The organism is Pseudomonas medicaginis, assembly GCF_965119365.1.
Classification (GTDB): domain Bacteria; phylum Pseudomonadota; class Gammaproteobacteria; order Pseudomonadales; family Pseudomonadaceae; genus Aquipseudomonas.
In genome coordinates this window covers 4,039,774-4,053,077 of the sequence record NZ_OZ221631.1, presented here as the reverse complement: position 1 = coordinate 4,053,077, position 13,304 = coordinate 4,039,774, and the positions used below count along the sequence as shown (strand labels likewise).

Genomic DNA, 13,304 nt, shown 5'->3' with positions numbered 1-13,304 from the left:
GGGAGGCTGTATTCAACCGGTGACCGGTTCTATTTCATCGTCTGCCCGATGACCTGCATCAGGTCAATCTGCTTGAACGGCTTGATCAACCGAGGCAGTTGCGTGGCGAAACCCTCCAGGCGTTCGGCGTAACCTGTGGCCAGGATGATGGGCAGGGTCGGTTGGCGTTCGCGCAACAATTTCGCCAACTGCGCGCCGTCCATCTGCGGCATGGCCATGTCGGTGATCACCAGGTCGATGTCCAGGTTGCGCTCATACAGCTCCAGCGCCTGGGCCCCCGAGGGTGCGCAAAGCACCCGGTGCCCCAGGTCTTCGATCAACAAGCGAGTGCTGGTCAACACCAGGCTGTCATCGTCGACCACCAGCACTGTCAACGCGTGGACCGGCGGTGCCGCCTCTTCGATCGTCGCCCTGCCAGGGGCCGCATCGCCGGCCACTGGCAACCACAATTCGGCGGTGGTACCGACCCCTTTCTGGCTTTTGAGCATCAGGCGGCCACCCAGCTGTTCCGCCAGGCCATGCACCATGGACAACCCCAGGCCCGTGCCCTTGCCGACGCCCTTGGTGGTGAAGAACGGGTCCACGGCCGAAGCCAGCGTGGCGTCGTCCATGCCCTCGCCCTCATCGGTCAAGGCCAGGCAGACGTAGCGTCCGGAGGCCATCGGCTTGTCCGGCCCGGCATCAGCCCCTTGCCGCTCATCGGCGGCAATGAGGATCTGGCCCCCATGGGGCATGGCGTCGCGGGCGTTGGTCGCCAGGTTGAGAATCGCCAGTTCCAATTGGTTGACGTCGGCCAGCACCGGCGGCAGCGCCTCATGGAAACGGGTCTGGATGTGTATCGACGGCCCCAGTGAGCTTTGCAGCAGGCCGCTGATGCCCTGTACCAGGGCCGGCAGCTCGACCGATTCGTAGGTCAGTTTCTGTCGGCGGGCAAACGCCAGCATGCGCTGGGTCAGCGACACCCCGCGCAACGCGCCCTGGGTCGCGTTGTCCAGTAATTGAGTGAGTTTCGGCTCGCTGGGCATGCGTTTGCGCACGATTTCCAGGTTGCCGAGGATGACCGTCAACAGGTTATTGAAGTCATGGGCGATACCGCCGGTGAGCTGACCGATGGCTTGCAGTTTCTGGGATTGAAACAGCGCTTCACGGGCCTGTTCAAGGGCCTGCTGGGCCTGAGTGGCGTCGGTGATGTCGCGGGTGATCTTGGCAAAACCCAGCAGGGTGCCGGTATCGCTGCGAATCGCATCGATGACCACATGGGCCATGAACCGCGAGCCGTCCTTGCGCATGCGCCAGCCCCTTTTCTCGAAACGCCCTTCGCTGGCAGCGATGCTCAACGCGCGCTGGGGCTCGCCGGCCTCACGATCCTCGGGGGTGTAGAACATCGAGAAATGCCGGCCGATGGCTTCCACAGGGAGATACCCCTTGATCCGCTGCGCCCCCAGGTTCCAGTTCGTGACCTGACCCTCCGGGTCGAGCATGTAGATGGCGTAGTCGGTGACGCTCTGCACCAGCAGGCGAAATTGCTGCTCGCTTTGCTTGAGGGTCTCCTCGGCCATCTTGCGGTCGGTCAGGTCGCGGGTGATCTTGGCGAAGCCGAGCAAGGTGCCGCTCTGGCTGTCGATGATCGGATCGATCACCACATGGGACCAGAACAGCGTGCCATCCTTGCGCACCCGCCAGCCCTCGCCTTCGAAGCGCCCCTCATGCACGGCCGTGTCCAGCGCCCGTTGCGGCAGTCCGGCGGCGCGGTCCTGATCGGTGTAGAAACGGGAAAAATGCTGGCCAAGGATCTCGGCCTCCTCGTAACCCTTGAAACGCCTGGCACCGGTGTTCCAACTGGTGATGATGCCCGAAGGGTCGGTCATGTAGATGGCGTAGTCGACCACCGCATCGATGAGCAGGCGAAAGCGCTGCTCCTCGTTGATGAGTGGGGTTTTGGGGTCGTTCTCAAGCATCTGCCGGAGCATCCGTGTGGATTTTTTGCCGATTATGGGCCAAGTCTGGTGCCAGGAAAAATGATTGGGCGAATCAACAGGTCTCCTGGCTGCGCGCCTAACCAGGTCCTACTCAAATGGCACGGTGTGTTTCCTGAGTGACAGACCACCAGCGCGGCAATAAGTGCTGCACCCTGGCCTCGCCGAACCGATCATCGATCAGCATCACCACCCCGCGATCCTGTTGGGTGCGGATCACCCGGCCTGCCGCCTGTACGACTTTCTGCAACCCGGGATACAAATACGTGTAGTCATAGCCATCGCCGAAGATCGCCGCCATTCGATGTTTGATCTGTTCATTGACCGGGTTGAACTGCGCCAGCCCCAAGGTGGCGATGAACGCACCGATCAGCCGCGATCCCGGCAAGTCGATACCCTCGCCGAACGCGCCGCCCAGCACCGCAAAGCCAATGCCTTGGCTGTGCTCCATGAACCGCTCGATGAACGCCTGCCGGGGCGCTTCGCCCATGCCCCGCGATTGCGTCCAGAGTGCAATCTGCGGGTATCGCTCGGCAAACAGCCCGGCCACTTGCTGCAAATAATCGAAGCTGCTGAAAAAGGCCAGGTAGTTGCCCGGGCGCTCGCTGAATTGGCGGGCCATTAACGTGGCGATCGGTTCCAGGGACGCCTGGCGATGGGCAAAACGCGTGGAGATGCGGCTGACCACCTGTACATCCAACTGCTCAGCCTTGAACGGCGACTCCACATCGATCCACACCGTGTCGCCCGGGGTCCCCAGCAAGTCCGCATAGTAATGCCGGGGGCTCAGGGTCGCCGAGAACAGCACGGTACTGCGGGCCGCCGTCAACCTGGGCCGCAGGAACGCGGCCGGCACCACGTTGCGCAGGCACACCGTCGACAGGCTGCGCTGGCGGCCGAGCTCACGCTTGTGGATGTCGAACAAAAAGTGCTCGTCGAAGGTGTCCGCCACCCGGCCAAACTGCAACGCATCGAAATAGAACGCCTGCAAGCCGCTGTCCAGGCCTTGGGGATGGTCGTTGAGGTAGTCGCCGATGGCGGTGGTGCAGGTGGCCAAGGCCTGGAGCAGTTTTTCCGGCGGTTTTTCATACGCCTGATAGGCCACCACCTGGGGTGCATGCAAGGCGTTCCACTGGCGATTGACCCGTTCCAGGGCTTTCTTCAACGCTTCGGGGGCGGTCTTGCGCACGCTGCTCAGCGTGGCCTGGTCGAGGGTCGCGCTGTACATCTGCCGTCCGCGCTCCACCAGGTTGTGAGCCTCGTCCACCAGCGTCGCGACGGTCCAGCCATTGGCCTGGGCCAGACCAAAGAGCAAGGCGCTGAAATCGAAGTAATAGTTGTAGTCGGCCACCACCACGTCGGCCCAACGGGCCATCTCCTGGCTGAGGTAATACGGGCAAACCTCGTGGGCCAATGCAATTTCGCGCAATGCCGCCTGATCGAGCAAAGAGACCCGGCTCGCCGCCGCCCGGGCGCCCGGCAGGCGATCATAGAAGCCACGGGCCAGGGGGCAGGATTCGCCATGGCAGGCGTTGTCCGGGTGTTCGCAGGCCTTGTCACGGGCAATCATCTCCAGTACCCGCAACGGCATCGACGGCGCGCTGTGGGTAATCACCCGCGCCGCATCCAGGGCCAGCTTGCGCCCCGGGGTTTTTGCCGTCAGAAAGTACACCTTGTCCAGTTGCTGCGGCGCCAACGCCTTGAGCATCGGGAACAAGGTGCCGACGGTCTTGCCGATGCCGGTGGGCGCCTGGGCCATCAGGCAGCGGCCAGTACTGACGGCCTTGAACACCGATTCGGCCAAGTGCCGTTGCCCGGGCCTGAAACCCGCATGGGGGAAGACCAGCGCCTGTGCGCCGAGGTTACGCGCCTGTCGATGGGCCATTTCCTGCTCGGCCCAAGCCAGGAACAGCGCGCATTGTGCTTGGAAGAAGGCTTGCAACTGCGCCGCCTCGAAGCGTTGGGGGATGCAGGTTTCCTTTTCGCTGACGATGTCGAAGTACACCAGGGCGACGTCGATGTGCGGCAACTGCAACTTCTGGCACATCAACCAGCCGTAGATTTTCGCCTGGGCCCAATGCAACTGGCGATGGTTGGCCGGCTGTTTACTCAGGTCGCCCCGGTAGGTCTTCACTTCTTCAAGGCACTGGCGGACCGGGTCGTAACCGTCGGCCCGGCCTTTGACGGTCAATGCCTGGTGGTGACCTTCGAGGGCCACTTCAGCCTGATAGCCCTCACTGCGCCGCGAGGCAACGGTGCGGTGGCCGGCGATGCCCTCCAGGGCCGTGGGCGACGGCGTGAAGCGCAGGTCAAGGTCGCCCACCTTGGCGGTGAACTCACACAACGCCCGCACGGCGATACTGTAGCTGGATGCCGGGGTCATGCGGCCCCGTCGCGCGCGATGGCTGGCTCTGCCCATTGCACATAACAAACGGCGACGGGCATCTGGTGCTCATGACAGAACTCCAGCCAGCGCAGTTGGTTGTCCTGCAGGCGATCGCCGGGGCCTTTGACCTCGATCATGCGGTAGGTCTTGTCTTGCGGCCAGAACTGGATCAGGTCCGGCATGCCGGCGCGGTTGGCCTTGATGTCCTGCAGCAGGCGCCGGAACCAGTGCTTGAGGTGCTCGGCCGGCAGGCAATCGAGGGCCTGTTCCAGCAAGGGCTCGGACAACGCGCCCCAGAACACGAAAGGTGATTGCACGCCCCATTTTTCAACGTAACGACGGCCGATGGTCTGCCGATAACGGCCATCGTCCAGCTCCGCCAGACAGGCCGCGAACAATTCGGCACGACGGGCATGGAAATCCTCATTGAGCAGGTCGACCGGCCCGCGCTGGAAGGGGTGGAAGAACGCGCCCGGCAACGGCGCGAAGATGGCGGGCCAGCACAGCAGGCCGAACAGTGAATTGACCAGGCTGTTCTCGACGTAATGCACCGGCGCGGTTTCGTCGTGCAGGTGGGCCTGGACGTGGTGTTCCACCGGCAAGCCCGGATCGACGCGAGGCAGCTTCAACGCCAGGCGCTCCACTTCCCGGGGCGTGGCCCGTGGCACTGGAGGGCCGCCCAGCTTGCGCCGCAGACGAGGCACGATCCGAAGCAAGGCTTGGGTTTCGGCAGCGCTTTGCGGTGCCTGCGCCGCCGCTTCGCCCAATTCAAGGGCCAGGGCATATTCGCCGATGCGCTCCAGTACCCGGACCCTGCGCAGCCGCGCACCCGGGTAGGTGCAGGCGCGATAGATACGCAAGGCCAGGGCGAAATCACCGATGCGCTCGCCGTGCTGGCCGATCTGGAACAACAACTTGCCCCGGCGCCGCTCCAGCCATGGATTGTCCAGCGACAGTTGGTTGACTTGGGCGACGATCTCTTCCAGGGCCTCGCCGGCTTCGAAGCGCTGCTGACAGTCGTGCAGGAACAGACAGGCATCGACGTCTTCACGACTGCGCAACCCTCGTGACTCGGCACTGAACTCGACGGTTTCGTAGGTGAAGATGCCCAGGTCCGCCAGGACGAATTCCGACCAATCCTGGTAAAGGTTGCCGAAGAACATCAAGCGCAGCCTGTCGCACAGCTGCATGATCGTCAGGCTGTACAGGCGGTCGTCGAGTTGCGGGCACCAGTCGCGGAACGGCTGGACCTGAGCGCAGTGCCCCGCCAGGGCCTCAAGCCATTCGGCCTTTGTCGCCTTGGGGTATTCGATCAAGTGGCCCAGGCACAGGAGGATTTCCGTCTTGAGCAACACCTGGAACAGTTCAACGAGCCCGATCGGGGCCTGTTCCTCGACCCAGCCCAGCGCCAGTAACGGCGCGACGGCGGCGTCAATGTCGCCGATTTCCGGGTAACTCAGCTTGCCATGGCGAAACCGCAGCCCCTTGCGCATCACCATCCGCACCAACAAGCCCTGGGAGGCACGGGGCAGCGCCGCGAAGTCATCAATGAAGCGCTGTTCCTCGCCGCTGAGCACATCGGCATAACGCTGGCCCAACCACGCGAGCACCTGCTGGAAGTTGTTCAGGTAGTAAAACGGATCGTCGAGAGAACGGGCTGCCACGGAAAGAAACGCCAAGGAGGTCGGGATACTGGTTATGCATACAGATAACAGCTGTAAACCCGCCAGGCAACCGCAAAAGATGAACGGTCTCCTATATTTAAGGAGAAATCCTTCAGCTAGCGATGAACTTTCCTACGACAAGCGGGACCAATGGCGGTTAGCTAATGTGATGGCGCGGTCGAATCAGTTGCTCCGTGTCCTTTGAGATTGAGAGGTTATGGTTATGAACATCAGGTTTCTGGGCCTGCCCCTGGTTGCCGTGGCATTGATGGCTTTGGCTGGCTGCGCGTCGCCCACGGTAGTGACCTTGCAAAACGGTACCCAGTATTTGACCAAGGACACCCCTAACACCCGCACCGCCGACGGTTTCTACGAGTTCGAGGATATTTCCGGCAGGAAAGTCCGGGTCCGTGCCGACGATGTGGCAACCATTCGCAAGGAAGACTGATTCCCAGTGACTTGCCGGGTAGTCGGCGATCGCGAGCAAGCTCGCTCCCACACTTGTTTTCCGGTGCTCGCAGAATCCTGTGTTCACCCTCCATCCCCGTGGGAGCGGGCTTGCTCGCGAAAGCGGTGGGTCAGTTTGCAATGATGTTGAATGTTCCGCCCCTTCGCGAGCAAGCCCGCTCCCACAGGATCCGGCGGTGAACACTAATCCTGCGTACACCGAAATCCCCTGTCGAAGCGAGCTTGCTCGCGATAGCGAACTCAGGCGAACACGATCCCTTCGCCGCCTATCTGACCGATACCAACGCCCACCAGGGTCACGGAACTGTCACCGACCTTGAACAGCGTGTCATTGCCCACTTGTGACAGGTGCTCACTGTAGTCATGACCTGCCCCGGCGCCCGGTACGCCGAGGAACACCAGTTTGTCCCCCGCCTCATAACCACTGATCCGGTCCTGGCCGAACGCCCCGTTGAAAAGGAAGGTGTCGCTGCCGCCCCCTGCTTGCATCAGGTCATTGCCCGCACCGCCAACGAAGGTGTCGTTACCCGCGCCGCCCACCAGCACATCGTGGCCGTCCTGGCCGAACAACCAGTCACCCTTCGCGCTCGCCACCAGGGTGTCGTTGGCCGCACTGCCCTTGACCGACGAGGCATACGCCGTCAGATGGGAGCCCGCCACCAGGCCATTTGCGGTGACGCTGTGGCTCACCTCATCCTTGAACAGCCCCCAGAACAATCCAGACTCTTTACTGACCAACGTGCCGATGTCGCGGGTGATACTGATCGCGCCGTGGGCATCGCGCATGTACAGCGTCCCGGCGCCGTCATGGACAAAACTGAAATCCTGCACCGACTGCTGCAATTGCAGGCTGTTGCTGCCCTGCCCGCCCAGTATCACGTTGTAGCCACCGCCATCGCGAAAGGTGTCATTGCCGGCACGACCTTCCAGGTAGTCGTTGCCCTGGCCGCCCTGGATCAGGTCATTGCTGTCGCTGCCGATGATGAACGTGCTGCCGGTATGGGTTTCAGCATTGCGGTTGAGGTCCTGCACCCAGGTATTGGCCCGCGCCGGGTCTGACAGGTTGGCGACAATGACAGTGGAGTCTTTTTCGGTGAGGTCATAGAACGCCGACCCCATGATCCGCCCCATGCCATCGCTGTAGCCGCTGGGCAGATGGGAAATCCAGGTGGGGATGTTGAGAATGGAAAACGGCAAGACATTCCAGGCCGTCGAAGCGTAGTGGTCGTTGAAGCTGACAATGTTGTTGGTGGCTGATTCCTGCTGCCCATCGTGCACGCCCACCGACGCGAGGTTGAACGTCGAGCCGTCCAGGGCGCGGAACACCGGATCGTTCTCGTAACCGATGTTCAAGACCTTGTCGGTATGGCTCTGGGTCGGCGAGGCGTAGGCGATGTAGTTGGCATCGGCGTAGAACCCCGACCATTGGCTGGCGCTCAAGTCCGCCAGGCTGTTGACCGCCAACCCGCCCAGGCTGTGGCCGCTGACCAGCACGTCCGCGCCCGTCAGGCCATGGGCCTGGGCAAACTTCGCGACGTCCCCCAGCAGGTTGCCAAAGGCTTCGCCGGCGTAGTTTTTCGCATAGTCCTTGGGCCCCAGGGCGGCCATCAGATCGTTGATCGCGTCGCCAATGGAATCGCCAATCAGGTTTTCCCGAGGGCCACTGGTGCCGCGAAACGACACGCCGATTTCCTGCAGGTGACCCGCGGCGTCGTACTTGCCGAGGATCTCGACCTGCGCGGTGGTGTAACCGGCTTTTTCACCAAAAAACGTCCCGCGGCCATCCACCTTGCCAGCGTAGCCCAGTTGCGTGGCGCTGATGGGCGTCCAGCCAGCCTTCTGCACCGCCTCCAAGGCGAGCTTTTCCGAGTCGGGATTCCACGGCATGCCGGGAATCACCCCTTGGGAATCGGTGCCCCCCAGGAGCGCGGTGACCAGGGTCGCCGGCAGGCCAGCGCCAAAACCGTTGTGCTGGTACCCGGCGGCAAAACCGTGGTCGAGGTTGTGGTAGGAATACAGCATGATCGCCATCGCGTCGCTGACCAAGGCCTTGGATTCGGTGGTGCCGAGGTTCTTGTAGTCGTAGATACCCATGGTTGTTGCTCTCTTTTTGTTGTTGGAATGCTAGAACCGGGTGATACCTGTCACGGGGTTGAGCAAGCAGGCTTGCTCACCACAGTGGGTCAGAACTGCCAATCCAGGGTCAGGCCCACACCATGGGTTTTATCCCGGGCGCCGAGCAGGCCGTTATAGTCCAGGTTGAACCGCACATCCTTGGCGAGCGCGAGCCCGGCGCGGGCGCCGATCACGGCGGCATTGCGGTCCATGGACACGCTCTGCACCGCGAAGGTGTTGCTGCTGCCGGCAAATGCCAGGTCCTGTTCGGACGCGGTATTGCTCAGGTTGTGCTGCCAGCCAAGGGAGCCGGACAGGTGCAGTGCTTGCTGATCCGACAGCGCCAGGCTATGGCTGGCACGCACGCCCAAGGTCGAGAGCACGGCATCGCGCCGGTCGTCACCACCGTGCAGGGCCGCGTTGTCGCCTTTCTCGTGGAAGCTGTCGCTGTCCAGGTGCACATAGGCCAGCTGGGCGAACGGCTCCAGGGCCACCGGCCGCATGTCGAGGCGATACGCCGCTTCGGTGAAGAGCTGGGTGGTCCGGGCATCGCGCTTGGTTTTCTCCCGGCCGCTGACGTCACCCCATTGCAGGTCGCGCTTGACGTCGATGCGATGCCAACTGTGGGCACCGCCAACGGTCAGGCGCAGCGCGTCGATCTCATGCCCCAGATAGGCCCCCAAGTGGTAACTGTCGGCCTTGGCCGAGGAATGGGTGCCGTCGCCCATGCTCAGCGAGCTGTCGCTGTAGCCGGTGACGAAGCCCAGGCGTGTCTGGTCGCTGATCAGGCCGTCGACACCGGCCAACAGCCCGCCGATGGAGCTGGTCGTACTGGCGTGATCATGTCCGCCATCGTTCTTGCCCCAGGCACCCAGTACCTTGAACCAGGCATTGCTGCTGGCGTCGGTCGGCGTACCGGCGTCGTAGAGCGCGTCCTGGCGCAGGCGATCACCCACGGCGTCGCGCAATTGACGGCTGTCATTGATCAGTAGGGTGCCGATGGCCGGGTGGATCTCGCCGGACAACTGCTGGAACGCCTGTTGTGCCACTGCCGCGCTGGGTGCCAGCAACAACGCTTCGTACAACCCGTTGCCAGCGCCCAATTGCTCGGCGGCAGTGGCCACGGAACGCTGGTTGGGCGTCAGTCCGAGGCTGGCGAATGACGCGTCGTTACGCTCGACCGCCAATTGAATGCCGCTGGCGCTGTAGGCTAGGTCGCCCCCCAGGAACGCGTAGTTGGGCAAGACTTCAGCGAAACGTCCGTCGATGCCCCCGGTGGCTTGCAGGATATTGAACTGCCGCCCCAGCAAACTTTTCACGTCGCCGGCCGTCAGCAGTGTCGGGCTGTTTTCCAGGGACAGCGACACCGTCGCCCCGTCAATGGACGCCTTGCCACCCGCCACGATCAGGTCGCTGGAGGTGGGCGAGACTTCCACCGCGTAGTTCGAACCGGGTTGGAACGTCACGTCACCGGCCACTTGCAACGTACCGATGGAGTTGCCTGGCGCCACGCTGCCACCGCGGCGGGCGGTCAGGCTGGCGATGCGCCCGTTGCCGCCCAGGATGCCGCCGTCGTTGACGGTAACGGCCGACGTCAGCGAGCCGTTGATCGCCAGTCGCCCTTGATTGATCAGGGTGGGCCCGCTGTAGGTATTTTCGCCGGTGAGCACCAGGGTGCCGATGCCCTCCTTGGTGAGTCCACCGTGGCCGGCGATGTCGTTGCGCCAAACGTCCAGGCCACATTGAATGCCGCTGCACACCCGCTCCGTGGATTTGCCGGCATCGATGATCGCGCCGATGCCCGGCAGGTTCGCCACGAACTGACCGGAGCCATAGGCGCCATCGATGCGAAAGTCCTCGGGAATGTCTTGCTCGGTCACCAGCATCGATGGACCGTCGATGGCCTTGGCGAGGTTGATCATGCCCCAGCCATACAACGAATCGACGCCCGGCGCGCCCATGTCGGTGGCGGTGGTGCGCAGCACGCTGGCGACCTGGGCGCCAGTCATGTAGGGAAAACGCTCCATCAACACCGCCACGCTGCCGGCAACGTGGGGCGCGGCCATGGAGGTGCCGCTCTTGTTGGCATAGCCCACGGTCAAGTCGTCGGCGCTGGTGCCGCCGATCACGGCGCTGTAGACCCGGGTGCCCGGTGCCGACACACAGAAACTGGCGGTGTAACCGCAGCGCGACGAGAAGGTGCTGATGGTGTACGGATCGGCGCTGGTGGTGTCCGGATTGACTTGCAGCGCCGCCACAGTGAGCCAGTTCGGCGCGATGTCCGGGACGAAATACGCCAGGCCCGCGATGGCATCGGGGTTATTGAGGTTGTAGTCGTTGCCGGCGGCGAAAATCGTGACGATACCGCTGCGGGCCGCGGCGATGGCACCCTCATAGGCACCGCCAGGCTTGGTGCCCAGCAACGGCTGGATCTGGTCGAATTGCACCTGCGCATCCTGCACGGTGAAGTGCGGGAACGCCGGATCGCGACCGCCCTGGTCGAAGCGGTCGGTGATGCCGATGCCCCAGCTGTTGTTGATGATCCGTGCGCCACTGGCGATCAACGCGTCCCAGCCCGCCTTGTACACCGCGCCATCGTTGCCCCGGATGATGCCGTCCTCGGGCCCCGGGTCACCGTTGTCGGCGCTGATGATCTGCGCGTCGAACGCCACGCCGTGCATCGGACTGCCATCGCGACTGCCGGCGGCGATCCCACCGACGTGGGTGCCATGGGAACCCAGCTTGCCGTCCGAGCCGACGGTGGGTGAACCGTCGTAGCGGAACGGATCTCCGGCTTTCACCGGGATGTAGGGGTCGGTGTACTCACGAATGCCGCTGGTGACCAAGGTCACGACTTTGCCGGTGCCGGAGAACTCCGGGTGCGCCGCGTAGACCGGCTGGTCGAAGATCCCCAGTTTGACGCCCTTGCCGGTGTATCCGGCGGCGTAGGCCTGCTGCGCGTTGATCGCCCCCAATCCCCATTCGGCGTTGAATTCGCTGCTGCGCCAGCTATCCGGGTCACCCGCCCTGCCGCTCTCGACATAAGGCGCCGCCTGGGCGGTGCCCAGGGTCGCCAGGGCACAGAGCACGGCGCGGTTGAGGGCCTTGGGCAGAAACACGCGCCCCGTCTGTCCGGGCTGTTTTTTGTTATCGACTTTCATCACGAACCATCCTTAGTAGCGCTTTATCAATTGTTGTAAACACCTCTGTGGCGAGGGGATTTATCCCCGCTCGACTGCGAAGCAGTCGCCTGAGGGCCCGAGGTCTGTCTGGAAGAACACGGTGTTTGGGGTGGGTCCGCTTCGCAGCCCAGCGGGGATAAATCCCCTCGCCACAGGTCATTGAGTTGACGCCCGGGAGACAAACGCCTCATCCACCTTCGCCAGGTCCTGCGCGCCGAGGGTGCCGGCGTAGTAATGCAGCTTGGTCCAGGCCATGAGGTAGTCGTAGCGGGCCTGGGCCAGGTCGCGGCGGGTGGTGTAGAGCTGTTGCTCGGCGTTGAGTGCGTCGAGGTTGACCCGCTCGCCGCCGAGGATGCTTTGCCGGGTCGAGATCACCAGCGCCTCGGCGGAGCCCAGGGCCTTCTGATAGGCCCGCAATTTATTCACCCCCGACACGCAGGCGCTGAACTGCCGACGCAGCTCGATCAACGTCTCACGGGTCTTGGCCTCCAGCTCGTATTCGGCTTGCTCCATGTTGCGGCTGGCCTGGCGGGTCGACGCCGAGACCCCGCCACCGGCGTACAGCGGCACGCTGACTTCCAGGCCAATGGTGTTGGTGTCGTAGCGCTGGTTGTAGGTGTTGCCACTTTCCGATTCGTTCTGGCGCATCGTCGCGTAGGCACTGACCTTGGGCAGGTGGCCAGCCCGGTTGCGTTCGACCTCGAAGCGGGCCACATCCACCGCCTGGCGCTGGGACGCCAGGCTGGGGTTATTGCTCACCGCCAGCTCATGCCAGGTCGCGAAACTGGCTGGCTGCAAGGCAAAGGTCTGGAAGGTGTCGTGCAAAGGCGCCAGGTCGGAGATATCCAGGGCCGGGGCGCCAATCAACGAGCCGAGCTCCCGCAAGGCCGCGTCCTGCTCGTCCCGCGCCTCGATTTCTTCGGCGATTGCCAGTTCATAGCGCGCCTGGGCTTCGAGGATGTCGGTGCGCGTGCCTTCGCCCTGGCGAAACAGCTGTTCGTTCTGCTGGAATTGCTGCTCGAAAGCCTTTTTCTTGGCCTGGGCGATGTCGATCTGGTCCTGGGCGAACAGGGCCTGGGTGTATTGACTCAGCACCCGCACCAACAGCGCCTGGCTCTTGTCACGAAAGCTTTCGTCGGCGAACAACGCCTGGGCCACGCCCTTGCGGTAGGCCGCGTATGCCTCGTAGTCCAGCAAGGGTTGTTGCAGCGTCAGGCTGGAGCCGTAGCTGCTGTAGTTGCGATCGTCATGTTGGCTGGCGCCACGATCATTGAGGTACGTGACCTTGGATTGGTTGCGGCCCTTGTTGTAGCTGTAGCCCAAGTGCGGCAACAGCCCGGCCCGACCAATGGCGCGGTTCTCCAGGCCCGCGTCGCGTTCCTTGATCGCGCCCAGGTAGACCGGGTCATTGCGCAAGGCTTGCTCGTAGAACTCGAAGGGCCCCATGGCCCAGGTGTTGTTGCTCACGAAAACGACCAGCACGGCCATCCAAAAGAAGCGTTTCATGCCACCG

General features: G+C 63.1%; 7 protein-coding genes. 1 reads left to right on the top strand and 6 read right to left on the bottom strand.

Going from position 1 to position 13,304, the window contains the following annotated elements:
• Positions 1–29: 29 nt before the first annotated feature.
• The 3 genes from ACMTA2_RS17815 to ACMTA2_RS17805 form a co-directional block, all read right to left on the bottom strand.
• A complete protein-coding gene (locus ACMTA2_RS17815) occupies positions 30–1,958 on the bottom strand; it encodes a hybrid sensor histidine kinase/response regulator (protein ID WP_413791048.1) in 1,929 nt (642 codons plus the stop codon).
• Positions 1,959–2,070: 112 nt separating this feature from the next.
• Positions 2,071–4,359: an ATP-dependent DNA helicase gene (locus ACMTA2_RS17810; protein WP_413791047.1), complete on the bottom strand. Its 2,289-nt coding sequence runs from the start codon at positions 4,357–4,359 to the stop codon at positions 2,071–2,073.
• A complete protein-coding gene (locus ACMTA2_RS17805; RefSeq protein ID WP_413791046.1) occupies positions 4,356–6,026 on the bottom strand; it encodes a VRR-NUC domain-containing protein in 1,671 nt (556 codons plus the stop codon). The genes ACMTA2_RS17810 and ACMTA2_RS17805 overlap by 4 nt, the downstream gene beginning before the upstream one ends.
• A 223-nt stretch (positions 6,027–6,249) precedes the next feature.
• Between ACMTA2_RS17805 and ACMTA2_RS17800 the strand changes: the two genes are divergently transcribed.
• Positions 6,250–6,474 carry a YgdI/YgdR family lipoprotein gene (locus tag ACMTA2_RS17800; RefSeq protein WP_413791045.1) on the top strand — a complete coding sequence of 75 codons (225 nt, stop codon included), beginning with the start codon at positions 6,250–6,252 and terminating at the stop codon, positions 6,472–6,474.
• Positions 6,475–6,734: 260 nt separating this feature from the next.
• Here the strand turns inward: ACMTA2_RS17800 and ACMTA2_RS17795 are convergent, their stop codons facing one another.
• The 3 genes from ACMTA2_RS17795 to ACMTA2_RS17785 all read right to left on the bottom strand — a co-directional run bounded on the left by ACMTA2_RS17795 (position 6,735) and on the right by ACMTA2_RS17785 (position 13,297).
• A complete protein-coding gene (locus tag ACMTA2_RS17795) occupies positions 6,735–8,588 on the bottom strand; it encodes a polyurethane esterase (RefSeq protein ID WP_413791044.1) in 1,854 nt (617 codons plus the stop codon).
• Positions 8,589–8,677: 89 nt separating this feature from the next.
• Positions 8,678–11,770: an autotransporter domain-containing protein gene (locus ACMTA2_RS17790; RefSeq protein ID WP_413791043.1), complete on the bottom strand. Its 3,093-nt coding sequence runs from the start codon at positions 11,768–11,770 to the stop codon at positions 8,678–8,680.
• A gap of 177 nt (positions 11,771–11,947) precedes the next feature.
• The gene (locus ACMTA2_RS17785) at positions 11,948–13,297 is read right to left on the bottom strand and encodes a TolC family outer membrane protein (RefSeq protein WP_413791042.1); all 1,350 of its coding nucleotides are present in this window, start codon (positions 13,295–13,297) and stop codon (positions 11,948–11,950) included.
• Positions 13,298–13,304 lie beyond the last annotated feature (7 nt).

What these genes read in the sequence shown, in the direction of transcription:
- ACMTA2_RS17795 (WP_413791044.1), bottom strand. Translation starts at nt 8,588, where the DNA reads ATGGGTATCTACGACTACAAGAACCTCGGCACCACCGAATCCAAGGCC.
- ACMTA2_RS17785 (WP_413791042.1), bottom strand. Translation starts at nt 13,297, where the DNA reads ATGAAACGCTTCTTTTGGATGGCCGTGCTGGTCGTTTTCGTGAGCAAC.
- ACMTA2_RS17815 (WP_413791048.1), bottom strand. Translation starts at nt 1,958, where the DNA reads ATGCTTGAGAACGACCCCAAAACCCCACTCATCAACGAGGAGCAGCGC.
- ACMTA2_RS17800 (WP_413791045.1), top strand. Translation starts at nt 6,250, where the DNA reads ATGAACATCAGGTTTCTGGGCCTGCCCCTGGTTGCCGTGGCATTGATG.
- ACMTA2_RS17790 (WP_413791043.1), bottom strand. Translation starts at nt 11,770, where the DNA reads ATGAAAGTCGATAACAAAAAACAGCCCGGACAGACGGGGCGCGTGTTT.
- ACMTA2_RS17810 (WP_413791047.1), bottom strand. Translation starts at nt 4,359, where the DNA reads ATGACCCCGGCATCCAGCTACAGTATCGCCGTGCGGGCGTTGTGTGAG.